The 20,455-nt window shown below is 72.1% G+C and carries 19 protein-coding genes; 7 read left to right on the forward strand and 12 right to left on the reverse strand.

Going from position 1 to position 20,455, the window contains the following annotated elements; genetic code table 11:
* Positions 1 to 4 precede the first annotated feature (4 nt).
* A complete protein-coding gene (gene thrS, locus GA0070612_RS02120; RefSeq protein WP_088991215.1) occupies positions 5 to 1,222 on the reverse strand; it encodes a threonine--tRNA ligase in 1,218 nt (405 codons plus the stop codon).
* Between the two features lie 524 nt (positions 1,223 to 1,746).
* On the opposite strand from thrS, the gene GA0070612_RS02125 reads away from it, so the two are divergent.
* Together GA0070612_RS02125 and GA0070612_RS02130 are read left to right on the forward strand one after the other, a co-directional pair.
* On the forward strand, positions 1,747 to 2,367 hold the full coding sequence (locus tag GA0070612_RS02125; RefSeq protein WP_088986375.1) for a DedA family protein: 621 nt from the start codon (positions 1,747 to 1,749) through the stop codon (positions 2,365 to 2,367).
* A gap of 107 nt (positions 2,368 to 2,474) precedes the next feature.
* Complete coding sequence (locus GA0070612_RS02130) at positions 2,475 to 3,164, forward strand: DUF998 domain-containing protein (RefSeq protein ID WP_088986376.1); 690 nt, start codon at positions 2,475 to 2,477, stop codon at positions 3,162 to 3,164.
* 48 nt (positions 3,165 to 3,212) lie between these two features.
* Here GA0070612_RS02130 and GA0070612_RS02135 read toward each other — a convergent pair whose 3' ends face one another.
* The gene (locus GA0070612_RS02135; RefSeq protein ID WP_088986377.1) at positions 3,213 to 4,616 is read right to left on the reverse strand and encodes an NAD(P)H-quinone dehydrogenase; all 1,404 of its coding nucleotides are present in this window, start codon (positions 4,614 to 4,616) and stop codon (positions 3,213 to 3,215) included.
* Positions 4,617 to 4,781: 165 nt separating this feature from the next.
* Here GA0070612_RS02135 and GA0070612_RS02140 point away from each other — a divergent pair, with 165 nt between their 5' ends.
* On the forward strand, positions 4,782 to 5,237 hold the full coding sequence (locus GA0070612_RS02140) for a gamma-glutamylcyclotransferase (protein ID WP_088986378.1): 456 nt from the start codon (positions 4,782 to 4,784) through the stop codon (positions 5,235 to 5,237).
* 75 nt (positions 5,238 to 5,312) lie between these two features.
* On the opposite strand, the gene GA0070612_RS02145 is transcribed toward GA0070612_RS02140, so the two are convergent.
* The 6 genes from GA0070612_RS02145 to GA0070612_RS02170 all read right to left on the reverse strand — a co-directional run bounded on the left by GA0070612_RS02145 (position 5,313) and on the right by GA0070612_RS02170 (position 9,609).
* Positions 5,313 to 6,272, reverse strand: coding sequence for a GNAT family N-acetyltransferase (locus GA0070612_RS02145; RefSeq protein ID WP_088986379.1), 960 nt, complete (start codon positions 6,270 to 6,272; stop codon positions 5,313 to 5,315).
* 67 nt (positions 6,273 to 6,339) lie between these two features.
* Positions 6,340 to 6,750, reverse strand: coding sequence for a type II toxin-antitoxin system VapC family toxin (locus GA0070612_RS02150; protein ID WP_088986380.1), 411 nt, complete (start codon positions 6,748 to 6,750; stop codon positions 6,340 to 6,342).
* Positions 6,747 to 7,025, reverse strand: coding sequence for a type II toxin-antitoxin system Phd/YefM family antitoxin (locus GA0070612_RS02155; protein ID WP_088986381.1), 279 nt, complete (start codon positions 7,023 to 7,025; stop codon positions 6,747 to 6,749). The genes GA0070612_RS02150 and GA0070612_RS02155 overlap by 4 nt, the downstream gene beginning before the upstream one ends.
* Positions 7,026 to 7,049: 24 nt before the next feature.
* Entirely contained in the window at positions 7,050 to 7,808 is a 759-nt protein-coding gene (locus GA0070612_RS02160) for an SCO6745 family protein (RefSeq protein WP_088991216.1), read from the reverse strand.
* A gap of 138 nt (positions 7,809 to 7,946) precedes the next feature.
* The gene (locus tag GA0070612_RS02165) at positions 7,947 to 8,972 is read right to left on the reverse strand and encodes a hypothetical protein (RefSeq protein ID WP_088986382.1); all 1,026 of its coding nucleotides are present in this window, start codon (positions 8,970 to 8,972) and stop codon (positions 7,947 to 7,949) included.
* A 4-nt stretch (positions 8,973 to 8,976) separates the two neighbouring features.
* Positions 8,977 to 9,609, reverse strand: a complete 633-nt coding sequence (locus GA0070612_RS02170) for an MBL fold metallo-hydrolase (protein WP_088986383.1) — start codon at positions 9,607 to 9,609, stop codon at positions 8,977 to 8,979.
* Between the two features lie 114 nt (positions 9,610 to 9,723).
* On the opposite strand from GA0070612_RS02170, the gene GA0070612_RS02175 reads away from it, so the two are divergent.
* Positions 9,724 to 10,674, forward strand: coding sequence for a DUF4349 domain-containing protein (locus GA0070612_RS02175; RefSeq protein WP_088986384.1), 951 nt, complete (start codon positions 9,724 to 9,726; stop codon positions 10,672 to 10,674).
* On the opposite strand, the gene GA0070612_RS02180 is transcribed toward GA0070612_RS02175, so the two are convergent.
* Positions 10,631 to 11,890 carry an amidohydrolase gene (locus tag GA0070612_RS02180; RefSeq protein WP_088986385.1) on the reverse strand — a complete coding sequence of 420 codons (1,260 nt, stop codon included), beginning with the start codon at positions 11,888 to 11,890 and terminating at the stop codon, positions 10,631 to 10,633. The genes GA0070612_RS02175 and GA0070612_RS02180 overlap by 44 nt on opposite strands.
* A gap of 449 nt (positions 11,891 to 12,339) precedes the next feature.
* Positions 12,340 to 13,923: an acyl-CoA mutase large subunit family protein gene (locus GA0070612_RS02185; protein WP_088986386.1), complete on the reverse strand. Its 1,584-nt coding sequence runs from the start codon at positions 13,921 to 13,923 to the stop codon at positions 12,340 to 12,342.
* 205 nt (positions 13,924 to 14,128) lie between these two features.
* Here GA0070612_RS02185 and GA0070612_RS02190 point away from each other — a divergent pair, with 205 nt between their 5' ends.
* Positions 14,129 to 16,201: a serine/threonine-protein kinase gene (locus GA0070612_RS02190; RefSeq protein ID WP_088986387.1), complete on the forward strand. Its 2,073-nt coding sequence runs from the start codon at positions 14,129 to 14,131 to the stop codon at positions 16,199 to 16,201.
* 48 nt (positions 16,202 to 16,249) lie between these two features.
* The gene (locus tag GA0070612_RS02195) at positions 16,250 to 17,971 is read left to right on the forward strand and encodes a phospho-sugar mutase (protein WP_088986388.1); all 1,722 of its coding nucleotides are present in this window, start codon (positions 16,250 to 16,252) and stop codon (positions 17,969 to 17,971) included.
* Positions 17,972 to 17,984: 13 nt separating this feature from the next.
* On the opposite strand, the gene GA0070612_RS02200 is transcribed toward GA0070612_RS02195, so the two are convergent.
* Together GA0070612_RS02200 and upp are read right to left on the reverse strand one after the other, a co-directional pair.
* A complete protein-coding gene (locus GA0070612_RS02200) occupies positions 17,985 to 18,662 on the reverse strand; it encodes a GOLPH3/VPS74 family protein (protein ID WP_088986389.1) in 678 nt (225 codons plus the stop codon).
* Positions 18,663 to 18,736: 74 nt separating this feature from the next.
* The gene (upp, locus tag GA0070612_RS02205) at positions 18,737 to 19,369 is read right to left on the reverse strand and encodes a uracil phosphoribosyltransferase (RefSeq protein ID WP_088986390.1); all 633 of its coding nucleotides are present in this window, start codon (positions 19,367 to 19,369) and stop codon (positions 18,737 to 18,739) included.
* Positions 19,370 to 19,492: 123 nt separating this feature from the next.
* Between upp and deoC the strand changes: the two genes are divergently transcribed.
* Complete coding sequence (deoC, locus tag GA0070612_RS02210) at positions 19,493 to 20,452, forward strand: deoxyribose-phosphate aldolase (protein WP_088986391.1); 960 nt, start codon at positions 19,493 to 19,495, stop codon at positions 20,450 to 20,452.
* The last annotated feature ends 3 nt before the right edge of the window (positions 20,453 to 20,455 follow it).

Raw genomic sequence — 20,455 nt, forward strand, 5'->3', positions numbered from 1 at the left:
CGTGTCAGCCCGGGGGGAGCAGATCCGCCGAGCGGGCCGCGACCTGCCCGCCGATCAGGGCGAGCGCGTCGGCGGCCGGCATCGGGGCCCGGGCCCGACCGCCGCGCAGGCGCAGCGCCAGGCGTCCGTCGGCCACCTCCCGGGCACCCACCACCCCGAGGTACGGGACGCGGCGGCGGGCCGCGTCCCGGATCCGGGCGCCCAGCGAGCCGGCGACGTCGACATCGACCCGCAGGCCGACGTCGACGGCCTGCCGGGCCAGGTCGGCCGCCACGTCGACCTGCCCGTCGTCGACCGGCAGCAGGACCAGTTGGACGGGTGCGTACCAGGCCGGGAAGGCGCCCTCGTGCACCTCGATCAGGTACGCGAACAACCGCTCCATGCTGCCGACCAGACTCCGGTGCACCATGACCGGTCGACGCCGGCTGCCGTCGGAATCGGTGTACGACAGGTCGAAGCGCTCGGGTTTGTCGAAGTCGAGTTGAATGGTGGAGATGGTCGACTCCCGACCGGCCGCGTCGACGATCTGGATGTCGATCTTCGGCCCGTAGAACGCCGCCTCACCGGGCGCCTCGACGTACTCCATCCCGGCCAGCGCGGCACGGAGCAGATCCTCCGCGCGGGCCCACTGCGCGTCGTCACCGACATACTTCCCGCCCGGCCCGCGCAGCGACAGCCGGAACCCGGCCGGGCGTACGCCCAGCGCGGCGTGCGCCTCCCGGATCAGCCCGAGGATCCCGGCGACCTCCGCACCGACCTGCTCGGGCGCGCAGAAGGTGTGCGCGTCGTTCAGGGAGATGGCGCGTACCCGGGACAGCCCGCCGAGCACCCCGGAACGCTCCGAGCGGTACATCCCACCCAGTTCCGCGACCCGCAGCGGCAACTCCCGGTAGGAGCGTCCACGGGCCCGGAACACCAGCGCGTGATGAGGGCAGAGCGCCGGCCGGAGCACGAACTCGTCGTCAGCGCTCAGCCGCATCGGCGGGAACATGTCGTCGGCGAAGTAGCCGAGATGGCCGGAGAGTTCGAAGAGTTCGCGTTTGCCCAGCGGCGGCGAGTAGACGTGCTGGTGGCCGGAGCGACGCTCCAACTCCCGGACGTACTCCTCGACGGCGTGCCGGGCGGCGGCGCCGGCGGGCAGCCAGATCGGCAGGCCGGCGCCGGCCAGCGGATCGGAGACGAAGAGGTCCAGCTCACGGCCGAGCCTACGGTGGTCGATCATGTCGGGCTCCTGGATCGGGTACGACCCGGAGGCGACCTGGACACCGAACGCCACGCGGCCCTCGGGGGCGGATCGCCCCGGGGCCTGGTCGACGGTGGTTACGTCAGAGCGGCGCGCCGGGGACACCCGGCGTCGTGGTCACCACTACCGCACTGCGCATGTGACGACGCTATCCGTCGAACGAGCGAGGACGCACCTGGATTACGACGGTCGGGACGCGGACGGGGGCGGGCCGCCGGCGCGGGACCCGCCGGCGGCCCTGGCGGCCCGAATTCGTCAGGAACGGGGGACCCGACGGGCGTGGCCGCGCGGACAACGGTACGCCGACGATTGCCGATCCGCCGACCGCTCCGGCGGGGGTGGAACAGCCACCGCAACCGTCACCCGGAACCGGTTCGCCTCGTTGGGCCCCGGGTGGCCTGGCCGTGTCGACCGTCACGACGGGCCGGGGTTGTCCACGGTGACGCCGGACACGCCGTCAGGCTCAAGACACCCAATCGGCCGCATCCGGCGAGGTGGCAGGCGTGCCCGAACTACTGACCGACGTTGCGTCGCCGACCTGGGCGTACCTCGTGCTGGTCGCCCTGCTCATCGCGGACGCCTTCGTCCCGGTGATCCCCACCCAGATCGTCATGATCACCAGTGGCGCGCTCACCGTCTACGGCGGGCTCAACCTGCCGGTCACCATCGCGGTCGGCGCGCTCGGCGTATTCGTCGGCGACCTGGCCTGCTACCTGCTCGGACGGAGCGCGCCGGACCGGCGCCCGCCCCGGCACGCCGAGCTGAGCCGCGCCCGCCGGGTGGCCAGCCGGGTCACCCAGGGGCTGCGACAACCCGGACCGCTGGTCATCCTGCTCTGCCGGTTCGTGCCCGGCGGCCGGATGGCGGCCTGCTTCTCGGCCGGGCGCAGCCGCTACCCCTACCGTCTGTTCGTGCTCTACGAGGCCGTCGCTGCACTGGGTTGGGCCACCTACGGCGCCCTGGTCGGGCACCTGGGTGGCACCGCGCTGACCGAGTCGGCGTGGCGGCTGGCCATCATCGCCACCGCCGCGGCGGCCGGCTTCGCCGCTGCCGGTTGGGCCATGACACTGGTCAGCGCCCGCCACGCCCGCGCCGCCGCCGGCACCAACATCCCGATCGACTGAGTGTCGCCCAGCGTTCCGGGTGCGGTCCCCTCTAGGGGTCGTTTCGGGGGGTTAACTCGGTGGGCGTCCCGGATTCGGCTCGGGTGCCTCCGGCGGCAGGCTGAGGCATGCCTGGAACCCGGAACACCGGCGTGCTGGCCCTCGGTGGGATCGCCGTGGCGGCGCTGCTCACCGTGATCGGCCACCTGGAAGTCAACGACGACCTCAACCCGTGGGCGTTGACCGTCAGCGACTTCGCGGTCTCCGACCGGGGCGGGGTCATCGACGTCGCCATGGTGGTGCTCGCGCTCGCCACCGTGGCGCTGCTGTACGGGCTGCGCCGCACCGGCCCGGCACAGCCCGGTCGCCCGGTCGAGCTGCTGCTCGGCGCGTGGATGTCCGGGCTGCTGCTGGCCGCGCTGGTGCCGACGAACGAGCCCGGCACCGCCATGACCACGGCGGCGTACGTGCACCGGTACGCCTCGGTGGTCGCCTTCCTCGCCCTGCCGGCGGCCGGTTGGCTGCTGGCCCGTCGACCCGACCTGGCCCCCGCCGCCCGGACGCTACGCACCCTCGTCCTGCTGAGCCTGGCCCTGGCGGTGGCGATGATCTGGTCCGCCTACCCCGGTGACCGTCTGCTCATCGGCCTTGCCGAACGCCTCCTCATCCTCACCGAGGTGGCCGTGCTGGCAACCGTCGCGCTGACCCAGACCCTGACCCTGACCCGCCCGTCCCGCCGCCCCCGCCCCGCCGCGGCCCGGCCCGTAGGGGTCGATCATGGAGTTGTGGTGCCCCGCAAAAGGGGCGTGACGGTGTGAACCGCCCACCACAACTCCATGATCGACAACGATCTGCCGGACGGGGGACTACTCCAGCTCGTGCAGCATGAGCTGGCGGGCCGCCTCGGTGATCGAGCCGGACAGACTCGGGTAGATGGTGATGGTCTGAGCCAACTCGTTGACCGTCAGATTGTTCTCCACCGCCATGGTGATGGGCAGGATCAGCTCACTGGCCTTCGGGGCGACCACCACACCGCCGATCACCTGACCACTGGCCGGGCGGCAGAAGAGCTTCACGAAGCCGTCCGCGAGGTCGTCCATCTTCGCCCGGGCGTTGCCGGACAGCGGCAACATCACCTGCCGGGCCGGCACCTTGCCCGCGTCCACCTCGTCCTGCGAGACACCCACGGTGGCCAGCTCCGGATCGGTGAAGACGTTCGCCGCGACGGTACGCAGACGCAGCGGACGGACCGCCTCGCCGAGGGCGTGCCACATGGCGATCCGGCCCTGCATGGCGGCCACGCTGGCCAGCAGCAGCACCCCCGTGCAGTCACCGGCGGCGTAGATGCCGGGCACGTTGGTCCGGGACGCCCGGTCGACGGTGATGTAGCCGCCCCGGCCCAGCTCCACCCCGTATTCCACCAGACCCAGGTCGGCGGTGTTCGGGATCGAGCCGACGGTGATCAACGCGTGTGAGCCGGTCACCTTCCGGCCGTCGGACAGCTCCACCTCGACGCCGTCGGCGGTACGCCGGACCGCGTCGGCCCGCGAGTTGTTCAGGATCTCCATGCCCCGGTTGCGGAACACCCGCTCGATGGCGGACGCCGCGTCGGCGTCCTCGTGCGGCATCACCCGGTCCCGGCTGGACACCAGGGTCACCTGGACCCCCATCGCCAGGTACGCGCTGGCGAACTCCGCGCCGGTCACACCCGAGCCGACCACGATCAGGTGCTCGGGCAGCTCGGGGAGGTCGTACACCTGACGCCAGGTCAGGATGCGCTCACCGTCCGGTACGGCGGTGGGTAACTGGCGGGGTGTCGAACCGGTCGCGACCAGCACTGTCGAGGCGTCGATGGAGTATTCCCCGCCACCGTCGGCGGGGGTGACGACGACCCGGTGGGTGTGCCCGAGGGAGTCCTCACCGAGCCGGGCGGTGCCGGCCACGAAGGTGACACCCGCCTTCAGCAGCTTGGCGTGGATGTCCGCGGACTGCGCCAGGGCCAACCGCTTGACCCGCTCGTGCACCGCCCGCGCGTCGACGGTGACCGCCTCCAGGCCGTCCGAGTGCACCCCGAACTCCTCGGTGTCCCGGTAGCCGGTGACGACCCCCGAGCTGGCGATGAAGGTCTTCGACGGCACGCAGTCGGAGAGCACGCAGGCCCCACCGGCGCCGTCCGCCTCCACCACCGTGACATCGGCATCCAGTTGGGCGGCCACCAGGGCCGCCTCGTACCCGGCCGGCCCCCCGCCGATGATCACGATCCGGCTCACAGCGCCATCCTTTCGCTCGCGACTGCGGGGCTCCGCTGCGCTGCACTCCTCGCGCTCACCACGTTCGCCCTTCGTCGATGCTCACAGTGACTTTCTTCTCCTGGGCGCATTCGACACGCACAGTCGTATTCTCCCCCACCCGTCCGCCGGGCTATCGTCATCGCCGTGCGTCATCACGCCGCCTACGGCTCAAATCTCGACCCCGCCCGGATGCGCGCCTACTGTCCGCATTCGCCGATGGTGGGCACCGGCTGGCTGGAAGGCTGGCGGCTGACCTTCGCCGGCGCGGATGTGATCGGCTGGGAGGGCGCGGTCAGCACCCTGGTCGAGTCCCCCGGTGACCGGGTCTTCGTGGCGCTCTACGACATCCACCCGTACGACGCCGAGCAGCTCGACGAGCTGGAGGGTGTCGCCGCCGGCACGTACCGCAAGCTGCACGTCCGGGTCTCCACCCTCGACGGCGACGTGACGGCGTGGATCTACGTCTTCAACGGGTACGAGGGCGGCCTGCCGACGTCGTGGTACCTGTCCGAGATCGCGAACGCCGCCGAAAAGGCGGGCGCCCCGGACGACTACGTCACCGAGTTGCGGTCCCGCCCCACCGGCACCGCGTCGGCGTAGCAGCGCGTATCGCACGCCCCCAGTCTGCTACCGATGTCGACCGGGTCGCCGGTCGGGCCCGACCGGGGTCGTCAATCACACACCGGCGGCCGGCACCGAGCGCTCGTACATGTCGGTCCACAGGACCTCCCGCAGGCCCACCGACTCGTACAGCGACAGCGGCGCGGTCGGGTTGCTGAGGTCGACGCCGAGACCGGCCGACTGCCGACCCTTCTCGGCGTAACGCGCGAAGGCGCGGCGCAGCAGCGCCGCACCGACACCCCTCCGGCGGTACGCGGACCGCACCGACAAACTCTTCACCCAGCCCTGCTGCTGGTCGAGCGCCTGGTCCGAGGACTGCAACACGCCGGCCGGCACCCCGTCCACCTCGGCGACGAACCACTCGTCCCAGGCGGTCAGGTCGCCGATCCGAGCCCGCCACCGGTCGTAGGACACCGGCTCGTGGTCGGGGGTGTCGGCGAAGGCGGCGTCGTAGATCCGGTGGAACTCCCGCAGGTCGGCCTCGTCGTCGGGGCGTACCTGTCGCACCGTCACGCCGGGCGGCGGCGCGGGCTCGTCCGGCAGGTCGGCCAGCGGCCGGCTCATCCGCACGTACCGCTTGGCCAGGGTGAACCCGGCCTCGATCAGGTCCCGCTCCCAGAGGCGTTCCGGCGCGAAGACGGCGCAGCGGACGGTGAGCGCCGGCAGCCCCCGCTCGGCGGCACGCTCGGCGACCCGGTCCAGTTGTCGGGCCAGCAGCGACGCGCGGACGGTGGCGGCGCGCGCCGGGTCGACGTAGACCTCCACGAACTCCCGGCCGACGCCGGTCGGGTTGTCGACCGTCGCCCAGCCGACCACGGCGCCGTGCGGGTCGACCGCCAGCCAGGAGTCCCGGGTCGGGTCGAAGTGGGGGGCGGTCAGCGACGCCGCGACGTCCTCCGCGTCGAAGTCGGGATGGCCGATGGCGAAGGTGTCGGCGGCGTGCACCACGGCGAGGATCGCGGGCACATCGGCGAGGGTGGGCCGGCGCGTTGTCCAACCAGCGGGAAAGGTCACGGCAGAGCATCCTGACAGCCGACCGTCGACGGCGCCGCTCATTTTCGGGCAGGTGCGGGACTCCGCGTCAGTTCTGGCCCGGACTGGCCACGGGCAGCCCTACTTCCTTGGCGCATTCGAGCAGCCGACGATCGTAGGAGACGAAGGCGACGAGTGCGGTTCCGGACTCGTTGGTCAAGACCTGAGCGGTGGCCAGGTGGATGGCGTCGAGACGACGGAGCATCGGCTCGGCGAAAGCCGCTGCGGTCGCGCGGACCGTACTGTCGATCTCCAGTCGGAACAACCGGCCGACGGCCGCAGGAACTCCGATCAACGCTTGCGGAGCTGATCGGCGCAACGCCCTGGGAACCTCGACCTCGACGAGAGCAGTGGACACCAGAGGCACATCGGGGTGGGTGTTCAGCCAGGAGACGAGCTCGGCGCTGCATGCCTCCTGGCGGACCAGCTTGACGACGGCGGCGGAATCGAGATAGATCACCAGCGCTCCTCGTCACGCATCGCGGTGAGCGTGGTGGCTACGTCGACGTCCTCGTCCCCGAGCTTCGGCGGAAGTGGCACGGGGCCGCTGCCGGTCGGAGGCGCGGCCCGCCCCGCCGCTACCAGCTTGGCCAGCATCGACCTGTCATCTCCGACCGGAACCAGGCGGGCGATCGGGTGGCCGCGATCGGTGATTTCAACGGTCTCGCCGCCGCTCACCCGCGCCAACACCTGGCTCGTGTTCTGGTTCAGCTCTCGGACACCGATGCGCTCCATGGACAAAGTGTAGAACCAAATGTTCTACGTACCCAGGTGTTCGGGCTGCTCAGCGAGGGTGGCCCGGGTACGGTGCAGCAACTCCACCAACTCGGTGCAGTCGGCGGGGCCGAGGGCGGTGAACGCCGGCGCGGCCAGTCTGTTGGTCACGGCCTCGGCCCAGAGTCGACGGCGGACCAACGGCCCGATCGGCGGGTACGGCGGCGGCCAACCGCAGGCCACTGCCCCGGCCTCCCCCTCCGGCCCGGACAGCACCGCCTCCAGCGCGGTCATCCCGGCGGCCCGCACGGCCAACAGGTAGGCGCCGGTGAAGTGTTCGCGGAGCAACCGCAGCCCGGCGGCGGTCCGGGCTCCCGGGCTGAGATCCGGCAGCGGCATGGCCCGCCAGGCCGCGAAGAGCGGCATTCCGCTGGCGTCCGCGGCGACCACCGCCCGCTCGACGAGCGCGGCCAGGCGCTCGGTGCCGGGCAGGGCGCCGAGCTGCTGAGCACCCCATCGACAGCATTCGGCGAGACTCGCGGTGGCCACCTCGATCGGCGGGACGACCCGGCCTGCGGCGTCCCAACCGTCGGCCACGGCATCCGGGGCGAGGAAGCCGAGGGCGGCGGCGGCTGTCTCGGCCCGGACGTCGCCGAGGGCACCGGCCCGGCCGCCGATGTAGAACGCCCAGCCGGAGATGCCGAGCAACCGAGCCCGGCGCAGCGTCGTCGGGTCCCGGCTGAACGCGTCACCCAGGTCGAGCACGACGGGTTTGCTGGCTGCGGCGGCCTGCTCCGGTGTCATCCGAGCGCCGCCCACTCCGATCGCCGGCGGGGCCGGGACGTCCTCGAAGAACCCGACCCGTCACCCACGACGACTCCCTCCCCGGCCCGGGGTCACCCGCCGTGGACGCTCCACGTACTCGTCGTCGTCCATCGATGGTCAGTCTGCCGCGCCGTCGCCCGCGTCCGCAGCCCCCTCTTCGGCCAGCAACGCCTCGATCGCCGCCTCCACCTCACCCGCGCGCCGGCGAGCCGAGGTGACCGCACGCTCGGCGGCGCGCCGAGCGAGTTTGGCCCGGCTGAGGTCCTGTTCGGCGACCGCCCGCCGCCGCTCCAGTTCGGCCAGCTCGGCCTCGATCCCGTCGAGGACGGCAGCACCGTCCCGCTCCTGCGTGGTGGCCTCGGTCAGCTCGGCCTCGACGCGTTCCTGGTCGGCCTGGGCACGCGCCAGTTCCCGGTCCAGGGCGCGGCGCTGCCGAGCCCGCTCGGCGCGGGCCGCCCGCTGCGCAGCCCGCTCGGCCTGCTCGGCGCGCTCGGCTGCCCGGTCCGCGCGGGAGGTCGGCCGGTCGGTGCGGGAGGTCGGCCGGTCCGCCCGGGAGGCCACCTCCGGGCGTTCCCGCTGGGCACCGGGGCGGCGGACCGGACGCTCCTCCTCCTGCTTCTCCTCGTCGCCGGTGACCAGCCGCAGCTGTGGCCGGGGCACCTCACCGAACCCGGCGTAACTGGCCGCCCGGAGCAGACGGCCCGCCCGCACCTGTTCGGCGACCTCGGCGTCGGAGAACGCCGCGTTGAGGGTCGCCTCCACCTCGGCCAGTGGCAGCCGGCCCGCCGGCGGCGCTTCCGGCTCCGCCGCGGCGAGCTTGCGGACCTCGACGACCAGGGCAGCGACCACCGCCCGGCGCTGCGCGGACAGCTCCCGCAGCCGGGGCCCGCGCAGCTCCCGCTGGGCCGTGCGGAGCGCGTCCGCGAGGTGCACCAGGTCGGCCACCAACTCGGGGCGTCTGATGGCGAGCAGGTTCACCAGCCAGGCGGCCACCGTCGGACGACGGAGCCGGGCCAACTGTCGGGCAGTGGTCGCGTCCCCGGCACGGCGGGCCTCGGCCACGGCGGCGTCCCGGGCGGCCACGAACCGGTCCGGTGGGGTGCGGTAGAGCTGCTGCACCAGCTCCGTCGAGGGGCCGGGCATCGGGTCAGACGTCCACCCGGCTGCCGGGCTCCAGACGCTGGTAGTCGGTGCCGGACAATGCCGCGTACTGCCGGTCGAGAACCCCCAGCCCGTTGTCGTTGAGCAGGGCGTCGTGCAGGGCGTACGCGCGTCGCGGCGCGACCGCCCGGATGAAGTCGACCACCTCGGCGAACTTCGACCAGGGGGCGTGGATCGGCGCGAAGAGGGTGTCGACGGGAGTCTCGTCGGGCACCACCAGGGAGTCCCCCGGGTGGTAGACGACGTCGTTGATCAGGTAGCCGAGGTTGTCGATCACCGGGATGTCGGGATGGATCACCGCGTGCCGCCCCCCGTACGCGCGCACGGCGACCCCGGCGGCGGTGAACGACTGACCGGCGGTGACCGGGTGCAGGGTCTCGGCCGCGTCGCCCAGGGCCTCGGCGAGCGAGGCGGGACCGTGGATCGGGAACGGCCGCCGGTCGAGCTGGAGGCGCAGCGCCGCCAGGTCGAGGTGGTCCGGGTGTTCGTGGGTGATCAGCACCGCGTCCGCACCGTCCAAGGCCACCGCCGGGTCGCTGAACACCCCGGGGTCGACGACGAGCACTCCGCCGTCGTGCTCCACGCGAAGGCAGGAGTGGGCGTACTTGGTGAGCCGCATCGTGACTCCTCGATTATCGAATCGTGACGTCCTCAGCGCAGTCTGCCGGAACCGGTCGACGCGTGCGCCGCGTCCGAACTATCGCCACACCGGACGACGATGATGGGAGCGGGGATGGACGGACGGACGGTACGACAGCGCGGCACAGCGCTGGCGGTAGCAGCACTGGCGGCCGTGCTGGTGTCGACGGGTTGCAGTGCCGGCGACAGCGGGGCGAAGGACACCGCCGGTTCGGCCGCCGAGGCACCGGCGGCGGCGAACGGCGGCGAGGCGGGTAGGGACGCCGCCAAGAGCGGAGAGCAACAGGCGGCCGGTGCCGGCGCAGCGGACCTGCGCGTCGACCAACGGGCGATCATCTACACGGGAACGATGCGCGTGCAGGTGAACGATGTGGACGCGAAGGCCCGTGAGGTCGTCGCCGTGGCCACCCGGGCCGGTGGCTTCGTCGGTGGCGACCAGCGCCGCAGTGCCGATGAGGACGCGGTGGCGGAGTTGCAGTTGCGGGTGCCGGCACCGAAGTTCGCCGCCGTGGTGGAGGAGATCTCGGCGCTCGGCCGGCAGCAGAGCCGGGAGATCAACACTCAGGACGTCACCGAGGAGACCGTCGACCTGGACGCCCGGATCACGAGTCAGCGGGCCCGGGTGGACAGCGCCCGGCGTCTGCTGGCCCGGGCCACCTCGATCACGGACCTGGTGACGCTGGAGAACGAGTTGGGCCGCCGGGAGGCCGACCTGGCGTCGCTGGAGGCGAAGAAGCGTCGGCTGGCCGACCTGACGGCTCTCTCCACGATCACCGTGTCGCTGGTCGGACCGGCGGCGAAGAAGGCCACCGACGACACGGACGAGACCGGTTTCCTGGTCGGGCTCCGGGGCGGCTGGAAGGCGTTCGTCGCCTCGCTGGCAGTGATGCTCACCGTGCTGGGGGCGCTGCTGCCCTGGCTGGCGGCGTTCGGCGTGCCGGTGGCGGTGCTGCTGCTGGTGCTGCGTCGACGGAAGAAGACCACCGGCCCGGCCGCGCCGGTCAGCGCGCCGCCGCCAGTGCCCGCAGCGCGGTCTGCACCATGACGCGTACGCCGGCCGGGATGGCCCGCTCGTCCACGTCGAAGCTGGCGCGGTGCAGGTCGACGTTGGGGCCGGAGCGACCCACGCCGAGCCGGGCGAGGGCGCCGGGGACGTACTCCAGATACCAGGAGAAGTCCTCGCCGCCCATGCTCTGCGGCGTCTCGGCGATCCCTTCCGGGCCGAGCGCCGCGGCGGTGGCGGCGGTCAGCACCTGGATGGCCCGGGAGTCGTTGGACACCGGCGGCCGGCCGCGCAGGTATTCCAGGTCGACGGTGGCGCCGGTCGGGGCGATCACGTCGCGGACCACCTGAGCGACGATCTTGGGAGCCTGCTCCCAGGTGTCGCGGTCCATCACCCGCAGGGTGCCGGAGGCGCTCGCCTCGGACGGGATGACGTTGTACCGGGTGCCGGCCGAGGCGTGGCCGAAGACCAGCAGCAGGCCACTGTTGGCCGGCACCCGGCGGCTGACCAGGGCGGGCACCTCGGTGACCAACCGGCCGAGCGCGTCGACCAAATCGACGGTCAGGTGCGGCCGGGCGGTGTGGCCGCCCGGGCCGGAGAGCCGCACGGTGACGTTGTCGGCGGCCGCGGTGATCGGGCCGACCCGCAGGCCGACCTGACCCACCGGCAGGTTCGGGTCGCAGTGCAGCGCGAAGATCTGCACCACGTCGTCCAGACCGCCGGCCTCGATGACCTCCAGCGAGCCGCAGGGCAGGATCTCCTCGGCCGGCTGGAAGATGAGCCGGACCCGCCCGTCCAGCTCGCCGAGGTCGGCGAGCTGGGCGAGCAACATGCCGACGCCGAGCAGGATCGAGGTGTGCACGTCGTGGCCGCAGGCGTGGCACACGCCCTCCACGGTCGACCGGTAGGACACGTCCTTCGGGTCGTCGAGCGGCAGGGCGTCGATGTCGGCGCGCAGCGCGACGACCGGGCCGTCCGGCCTGCCGTTGACGTCGCAGATCACACCGTTGCCCTTGGGCAGCAGGCGCGGGTGCAGCCCGGCCAGCGACAGCTCCCTGGCGATCAGCGCGGCCGTCTCGAACTCGTTGCCGGACAGCTCGGGATGCGAGTGGAGGTGACGGCGCGTAGCGATCAACCCCGGTACGCGGAGCGCGAGGAGGTGGTCCAGGTCGCGGGGCAGGGGCTGGGACCCGGGCGGCGTCTCCAGCCAGGACGACGCCAGCTGGCCCTCAGTGGGCAGCGTCAACGCACTCGTCACGTCGAATTCTCGATCACTAGAAGTGGATGGATCATCGGGGACAGCAGACAGCCTAGCCCTCCGGCGGTGACGCTGCGCAACCTCGTTACGGTAATGATCAGACCGCGTAGCGTCACGTATGCCCTGCTGGGGGCGCTCGGAGATGTGCGGGACAGCAGGTAGATCGTGCTCGAACGCCGCCATCCGCCCCTCACCTCCTACAACGCGTAACCAGTCGCGGCAGTCACGAAACCGGCGCAACTCAGGGGACCCCTGTTGCAAATTGTCGCATTAGTCGGGGTGATGAACTGACACTCCGACAATAAGCCGACCACACTCCGCAACGAGCCGGATAAGGACGCTCACACGCAGCCATCCACCGCGGGCGCACACGGTGTGCGTTCGCGCTCGACCGAGGGGTACCCGCTGAGCGCGACGGACACACCGCGCTCAGCGGTCAGGGGTGGTGATCAGAAGCGATCGGTCGGCCGGTACAGCCCCCACGCCTCACGCAACGTCCCACAGACCTCGCCCACGGTGGCCCGCGCCCGCAGCGCCGCCTTCATCGGGTACAGCACGTTGTCGGTGCCGTCGGCGGCGGCCCGCAACTCGGCCAACGCCCGCGTCACCGCCTCGTTGTCCCGCTCGGCGCGCAGCCGCGCCAGCCGTTCGGCCTGGGCCGCCTCGATCGCCGGATCGACCCGCAGCGGCTCGTACGGCTCCTCCTCGTCCACGGTGAACCGGTTGAGCCCGACCACCACCCGCTCGCCCGAGTCGATCTCCTGGGCGATCCGGTACGCGGACTGCTCGATCTCCCGCTTCTGGAAGCCGGCCTCGATCGCGTCCACCGCGGAACCGTGGTCGGCGACCCGCTCCATCAACTCGACGGCGGCGGCCTCGATCTCGGCGGTCATCGCCTCCACCACGTACGAGCCGGCGAACGGGTCGACGGTGGCGGTGAGGTCCGTCTCGTACGCCAGCACCTGCTGGGTACGCAGCGCGAGCCGGGCCGCCTTCTCGGTGGGCAGCGCGATGGCCTCGTCGAAGCTGTTGGTGTGCAGCGACTGGGTGCCGCCGAGCACCGCGCCCAGCCCCTGCACCGCCACCCGGACCAGGTTCACCTCCGGCTGCTGCGCGGTGAGCTGCACACCGGCCGTCTGGGTGTGGAACCGCAGCATCATCGACTTCGGGTCCTTGGCGCCGAAGTCGTCACGCATCAGCCGGGCCCAGATCTTCCGGGCGGCGCGGAACTTCGCCACCTCCTCCAGCAACGTGGTGCGGGCCACGAAGAAGAACGACAGCCGGGGGGCGAAGTCGTCCACGGCGAGCCCGGCGGCCAGCGCCGCGCGCACGTACTCCACGCCGTTGGCCAGGGTGAACGCGATCTCCTGCGCGGGCGTCGCGCCGGCCTCAGCCATGTGGTAGCCGGAGATGGAGATGGTGTTCCACTTCGGCACCTCCTTGCGGCAGTACGCGAACGTGTCGGCCACCAGGCGCAGCGACGGCTTCGGCGGGAAGATGTACGTCCCCCGGGCGATGTACTCCTTGAGGATGTCGTTCTGGATCGTGCCGTTGAGCGCCGAGCCGGGCACCCCGTTCTCCTCGGCGACGAGCTGGTAGAGCAGCAGCAGCACCGAACCGGGCGCGTTGATCGTCATCGAGGTGGAGACCTTGTCCAGCGGGATGTCGGCGAAGAGCAGCCGCATGTCCTCGATGGAGTCGATGGCGACGCCCACCTTGCCGACCTCGCCGTGCGCGATCGGCTCGTCGGAGTCGTAGCCCATCTGGGTGGGCAGGTCGAAGGCGACCGAGAGGCCCATCGTGCCGGCCCGCAACAGTTGGTGGTACCGCGCGTTGGACTCGGTGGCGGTGCCGAAGCCGGCGTACTGGCGCATGGTCCACGGACGGGAGGTGTACATCGTGGGGTAGACCCCCCGGGTGTACGGGAACTCGCCGGGGCCGCCCAGCCGGGAGCCCAGGTCCTCCGGAAGGTCGGCCTCCGTGTAGACGCCGTTGATCGGGAAACCGGACTCGCTTGACCGCCGTTCACTCATCCACGGATGGTAGGACGCCTGGCCACACCGTCGGGTGAGGGATACCGCACAGTGCGTCCCGACCGGTCGACACCAGGTGAACGACAAGGCACGTTGTGTCGACTTCGATAAACGTCCGTCGCGTCGGCTTTCGCATCGGGCGTCGGAACCAGCAAGATAGGGGGGTTGTGTCCCAGCCCCCCTCGATTTCCCCGGTGGCTTTTCTGTGACTCAGATCCCGACGTGGAGCGGCGGACCAGTCAGTCCCGCCAACGGCCGAGCGGCACCCGGCACCACCATCGGTGACCGGTACTCGCTGCGGTCCTCGGTGGGCAACGGCGGCATGGGCACGGTGTGGCGTGCCACAGACACCCTGCTGCGCCGTGACGTGGCGGTCAAGGAGGTCGTCCTACCTCCTGGGCTGGCCCCCAGCGACCGCGACGCCATGTACGAACGCACCCTGCGCGAGGCCCGCGCCGCCGCCGCGATCCAGCACCCCGCGGTGGTGCAGGTGTACGACGTGGTCACCGAGGCCGGGCGGCCGTGGATCGTGATGGAGTTGCTGGACGCCCGCAGCCTCGCCGACATGGTGATCGAGGACGGGCCGGTCGCGCCCCGGGCCGTCGCCAAGATCGGCATCGCGCTGCTCGGCGCGTTGGAGGTCGCGCACGCGATCGGTGTGCTGCATCGTGACGTGAAGCCCGCCAACGTGCTGATCTGCACCGACGGGCGCTGCGTGCTGACCGACTTCGGTGTCGCCCGGATGCCCACCGACGTGCAGCTCACCACCCCCGGCATGGTGCTCGGCTCACCGCACTTCATCTCGCCCGAGCGCGCCATGGGCCAGGAGTTCGGTCCACCGAGCGATCTGTTCTCGCTGGGTGTGACGCTCTACACCGCAGTCGAGGGGCGGCCCCCGTTCGACAAGGGCGACCCGATCGAGACCATGCACGCCGTGGTCGAGGACCCGCCCGCGCCGCCGCAGCGCAGTGGGCCGCTGACCCGCGTGCTGATGGGTCTGCTGGAGAAGGACCCGGCCCGGCGACTGGACGTGCACACCTCCCGGGCCATGCTGCGCGAGCTGCTCGCCGGCCCGCTGGGCAGCACCGCGACCGCGGTGCACTCGGTCACCGATCCGTACGCCGTGGTGCCGGTCCAGCAGCGCCCGGTTCCGGTCCTGCCGCCCCCTGCGCCGGAGCCGAAGCCGGACAGCCAGATCGGCGGCCCCGCCATGCTGGCCCCCGGTGAGTCGTTGACCGACCGGCTGGCGGCGTTGAACCGGGGCGAACGCCCAGCGCCCGCCGGCCCGGCCGGGGCCACCGGGCTCGACGAGACCAGCGCCGACGCGTTGGCCGGTCCGTTGCACACGCCCACCGGGGCGATGCCCCCACCCGGCCGCCCGACCGCCGGCCGCGCCTACGGCGGGAACGCGGACGCCACCCAGCGGGTGGACGCCGGCGCGCACCCGGACGCCACCCAGCGGGTCACCTACGGCACTCCGGCCGACGCCACCCAGCAGGTCGGCTACGGCGGCGCGCCGGAGGCCACCCAGCGCATCGGCGGCACCTACGGTGGCGGTAACCAGTGGTCGGTGCCGGGCACCGGCCAGCCCTGGGCCACCCCACCGGCCTCGGGTGGCGGCGCTGCGGGCGGCAGCGCCCTGGACAAGGTCCGCACCGCAGGTGGTCAGCTCGTCAGCACGGTCAAGGGCTGGCCGCGCAAGGTCCAGCTCGCCGCGGCCGGTGGCCTGGTCGTGGTGCTGCTGATCACCGCGGTGGCGCTCTCCGGCGGCGACGACGCGCCGCCGAGCACACCGACGGCGCAGCCCACCCCGTCCGCTCCGGCGGCGCCCGCTGTGGAGATGCAGGAACACGCCGCCCGGGGCATCCAGGTCATGGTGCCGAAGGGCTGGAAGAAGGCCACCGGCGGTTCCTACACCGACTACATCGACCCGGAGGACAGCGGCCGCAAGGTGCGCATCATCACGGAGAAGTGGTCGACCGACTCCACCCGCTGGGCGGAGACCGCCGAGAACGGCCTCAAGACCAGGAGCACCTCCTGCGTCAAGCCGTACCAGCAGGTCAGCTCCACGGAGACCGAGCTGGCCAACAAGCCGGCCGCCGAATTCGAGTACACGTGCGGCGAGGGTGACACCATGCGGCACGGTGTCTGGCGTGGTGTGGCGGAGGGCGGCAAGGCGTACTCCTTCTACCTCACCGCCACCGACGCCAAGTTCGCCGAGAGCAAGCCGATCTTCGACGAGATGGTGCGGACGTTCCAGCTCACCGGGGACGGCTGAGCCGGAGGGAACCCGCAGCGGTGATCCGCCGCCGTGCTATCAAGAGGCATGGCGGCGGACACCTCTGACATCGACGACATTCGCGAGCAAGCCCGGCGCTGGCTGGCCGACGACCCCGACCCGGCCAGCCGGGACGAGCTGACGGCGGTGCTCGACGGCCTACCGGCGACCGCACCGGAGCTCGCCGACCGGTTCGCCGGCCCGCTGACCTTCGGCACCGCGGGCCTCCGTGGCCCGCTGCGCGCCGGCCCGAACGGCATGAACCTCGCCGTGGTCACCCAGGCCGCTGCCGGCCTGGTCGGTTGGCTCGCCGCCCAGGGCGGCACCGGCCCCCTGGTGATCGGGTACGACGCTCGGCACGGCTCCAAGCAGTTCGCCGAGCGCACCGCCCAGGTGGCCACCGGTGCCGGCCGGCCCGCGCTGCTGCTCCCGCGCCCGCTGCCCACTCCGGTGCTGGCGTACGCGGTGCGCCAGCTCGGCGCGGTCGCCGGGGTGATGGTGACGGCCAGCCACAACCCGCCCCAGGACAACGGCTACAAGGTCTACCTCGGCGCGGAGCTGGGTGGTGAGCTGGGCGCGGGCGCGCAGATCGTGCCGCCCGCCGACGCCGGCATCGAGGCGGCCATCCGTTCGGTCGGCCCGCTGACCCAGGTGCCACTGGGCCAACCCGGGCAGGTGCTCGGCGACGACCTGGTCGCCTCGTACGTCGAACGGGCCACCGCCGTGATCGACCCGGACGGGCCACGGGACCTGTCGGTGGCGTACACCCCGCTGCACGGGGTGGGCGCGGCGGTGCTCACCGCCGCCTTCGCCCGCGCTGGTTTCCCGGTGCCCGGCGTGGTCCCCGACCAGGCCGAACCGGATCCGGCGTTCCCCACCGTGTCGTTCCCCAACCCGGAGGAGCCGGGCGCGGTGGACCGGCTGATCGCGCTGGCCGACGCCACCGGCGCCGACCTGGCCATCGCCAACGACCCGGACGCCGACCGGTGCGCGGTGGTGGTCCGTGCGGGCGCGCCAGCGAGCGCGAGGAGTGAGCTTGCGAGCCCCGCAGTCGGGAGCGAAGAACAGCACGGCTGGCGGATGCTGCGCGGCGACGAGGTGGGCGTGCTGCTCGCCGACCACCTGATGCGCCGAGGGGTGACCGGGCTGTACGCGACCACCATCGTGTCGTCGTCGCTGCTGCGGGCGATGTGCGCGGCCCGGGGTCTGCCCTATGACGAGACGCTTACCGGCTTCAAGTGGATCGTGCGGGCCGGCGGCGGGAGCGCGCCCCTGGTCTTCGGCTACGAGGAGGCGCTCGGCTACTGCGTCGCACCGGGGCACGTGCGGGACAAGGACGGCATCACGGCCGCGCTGACAGTGGCCGAGCTGGCCGCCGGCCTCAAGGCGCAGGGCCGCACCCTGACCGACCGGCTCGACGAGTTGGCCGCCGAGTTCGGCGTGCACCACACCGATCAGCTCTCCGTACGGGTGGACGACCTGCGGGTGATCACCGATGCGATGGGCCGGATCCGCGCGGCCACCCCGACCGCCCTGCTCGGGCAGCCGGTGGACAGTGTCCGAGACCTGCTGCCCGAGTCGGACGTGGTGATCCTGCGCACCGCGTCGGCCCGGGTGGTGATCCGCCCCTCCGGGACCGAGCCGAAGCTCAAGGCGTACCTCGAGGTGGTGGAGCCGGTGGCCGACGGAGATGTCACCGCCGCCCGGAGCCGAGCCGGCGCGGCGGTCGCGCGGCTGCGCGCCGAGGTCGGTGCCGCCCTCGGCATCTGACGTCGCGGGACGGTCAGGCGCGCTTGCCCAGCGCCGCGTCGACAGCTCCGGCCAGGGCGGCGACGACCAGGCCGACCGACGGGCGGACCACCGAGTCGTCGCTGCTCACCTGACCGGAGAAGCCCGCGCCGGTGGCGATCTCCTCCAGCCGGCGGCGAGCGGTGGCGACCTCCTCGCCACTGACGCCCAGCGCGGTCTCCATGCGGAGCACCACGACCAGGGTGGCCAGCGCGGCGGTCCGCTCGTCCGGGGCCGCCGCGCCGGTCAGGGCCTCGGCCAGCCGCTGGCGGGTCTCCGCCTCGACGGAGGCGTCCACCACCGGATAGCGGTGTACGTGGATGAAGCCCAACTCGGTCTCGTCGACGTCGCGGATGACACCCTGGGCGCACAGATCACCGAGGATCTTGTCGCGCAGGCCGTGGCGCAGGCGCTGCACCCACGAGGCCGGGGTGTGCGGGGTGTCGGCCGCGATCCGGCCCAGCACCTCATCGGCTACCGGCTCGCCGGTGGGCGTCGGGTCGACCACTGTCAACGACCCGTCGGCGTACGCGATCCGGCCCGCGATGGCCAGCTCGACCAGCACCGCGGCGGCCATGCCGAGGTCCAGGCTGATCCGCGGCATGGTCGCCTTGCCGGTCGAGTCGTCGTAGGCGAGGAGCAGCAACTCCTCGGCGAGCGCAACACCAGTCATGGCCGCAGACGGTAGCGGGTCCGCGCACCACCGCGCACGGACCCGCCGGACCCGGCACCGACCGGGTGGAGCCCTCAGAACCGGGGCATGCCGCCGAACTGACGGTCACCGGCGTCGCCGAGCCCGGGGACGATGAACATGCTGTCGTTGAGCCCCTCGTCGATCGAGGCCGTGACCAGGCGCAACGGCAGACCGGAGCGTTCCAGCCGCTCGATGCCGACCGGGGCGGCGAGCACGCACAGCACAGTGATGTCGGTGCAGCCTCGGTCGGCCAGCAGCCGGCAGCAGTGCTCCAGCGAACCACCGGTCGCCAGCATCGGGTCGAGCACCAGCACCGGCAGCCCGGCCAGGTCCCGGGGCAACGACTCCATGTACGCGCGCGGTTCGTAGGTCTCCTCGTCGCGGGCCAGGCCGACGAAGCCCATCGACGACTCGGGCAGCAGGCCGAGAGCGGCGTCCGCCATGCCGAGACCGGCCCGCAGCACCGGGACCAGCAGCGGCGGATTGGCCAGCCGGGTGCCCTCGGTGCCGGTGACCGGCGTCTGCACCGGGTACCGCTCGACGGGGAAGGAGCGCGCCGCCTCGTACACCAGCATGGTGGTCAGTTCGTGCAGCGCGGCCCGGAACGTCGAGGAATCGGTGCGCGCGTCCCGCATGGCAGTCAACCTGGACTGGGCCAGCGGGTGGTCAATGACGTGTACATCCACGATCGCTCAACCTACCGCTCCGTAGCGCGCGGTGGTGCGGGTGCGGGCGGACCGGCGATGTCGCTCACGCCGGCACCACCGTGACCAAGATCACTCAGCGGTTCCGTGCGTAAACTTCTCGACATGACGGCGACAACGACGTCGGCCCGGTCGGAGCTCTCCGAGCTGGGACGATCCGAGACCGCTCTGCGGACCTTCCTCCACGGCCTACCCGGCGTGGACCAGGTCGGCGCGGAGCAGCGGGCGGCACAGCTCGGCACCCGATCCATCAAGACCACCGCCAAGGCCCAGGCGATCGACCTGGCGATCCGGATGGTCGACCTGACCACCCTGGAGGGGGCGGACACCCCGGGCAAGGTGCGCGCGCTGGCCGCGAAGGCGCTGCGCCCGGACCCGGCCGATCCGTCCTGCCCGCACGTCGGGGCGGTCTGCGTCTACCCGGCGATGGTCCCGTACGTGGCCGAGGTGCTGGCCGGCAGTGGTGTGCACCTGGCCAGCGTCGCCACCGCCTTCCCGTCGGGCCAGGCCCCGCTGGAGATCAAGCTCGCCGACACCCGGGCCGCCGTCGCGGCCGGCGCCGACGAGATCGACATGGTGATCAACCGGGGCGCCTTCCTGGCCGGGCGGTACAAGGAGGTCTACGACGAGATCGTGGCCACCAAGGAAGCCTGCGGGGACGCCCACCTCAAGGTCATCCTGGAGACCGGCGAGCTGGCCACGTACGACAACGTGCGCCGGGCCTCGTGGCTGGCCATGCTGGCCGGCGGCGACTTCATCAAGACCTCCACCGGCAAGGTCCCGGTCGCGGCGACCCTGCCGGTGACCCTGGTGATGCTGGAGGCGGTCCGCGACTTCCGCGCCGCCACCGGGCGGCAGGTGGGCGTGAAGCCCGCCGGTGGCATCAAGACCACCAAGGACGCCATCAAGTACCTGGTGATGGTCAACGAGACCGTCGGCTCCGACTGGCTCGACCCGGACTGGTTCCGCTTCGGCGCGTCCAGCCTGCTCAACGACCTGCTGATGCAGCGCACCAAGCTGACGACCGGCACCTACTCCGGTCCCGACTACTTCACCCTGGACTGATAG

Source organism: Micromonospora chokoriensis (assembly GCF_900091505.1).
Taxonomy (GTDB): Bacteria; Actinomycetota; Actinomycetes; order Mycobacteriales; family Micromonosporaceae; genus Micromonospora; species Micromonospora chokoriensis.

Excerpts from the sequence above, each read along its gene's own strand:
- GA0070612_RS02160 (WP_088991216.1), bottom strand. The coding sequence starts at position 7,808 with ATGACACCGGAGCAGGCCGCCGCAGCCAGCAAACCCGTCGTGCTCGAC.
- GA0070612_RS02200 (WP_088986389.1), bottom strand. The coding sequence starts at position 18,662 with ATGACTGGTGTTGCGCTCGCCGAGGAGTTGCTGCTCCTCGCCTACGAC.
- GA0070612_RS02170 (WP_088986383.1), bottom strand. The coding sequence starts at position 9,609 with ATGCGGCTCACCAAGTACGCCCACTCCTGCCTTCGCGTGGAGCACGAC.
- GA0070612_RS02185 (WP_088986386.1), bottom strand. The coding sequence starts at position 13,923 with ATGAGTGAACGGCGGTCAAGCGAGTCCGGTTTCCCGATCAACGGCGTC.
- GA0070612_RS02155 (WP_088986381.1), bottom strand. The coding sequence starts at position 7,025 with ATGGAGCGCATCGGTGTCCGAGAGCTGAACCAGAACACGAGCCAGGTG.
- GA0070612_RS02130 (WP_088986376.1), top strand. The coding sequence starts at position 2,475 with ATGCCTGGAACCCGGAACACCGGCGTGCTGGCCCTCGGTGGGATCGCC.
- GA0070612_RS02195 (WP_088986388.1), top strand. The coding sequence starts at position 16,250 with ATGGCGGCGGACACCTCTGACATCGACGACATTCGCGAGCAAGCCCGG.
- deoC (WP_088986391.1), top strand. The coding sequence starts at position 19,493 with ATGACGGCGACAACGACGTCGGCCCGGTCGGAGCTCTCCGAGCTGGGA.
- GA0070612_RS02175 (WP_088986384.1), top strand. The coding sequence starts at position 9,724 with ATGGACGGACGGACGGTACGACAGCGCGGCACAGCGCTGGCGGTAGCA.
- thrS (WP_088991215.1), bottom strand. The coding sequence starts at position 1,222 with ATGATCGACCACCGTAGGCTCGGCCGTGAGCTGGACCTCTTCGTCTCC.
- GA0070612_RS02165 (WP_088986382.1), bottom strand. The coding sequence starts at position 8,972 with ATGCCCGGCCCCTCGACGGAGCTGGTGCAGCAGCTCTACCGCACCCCA.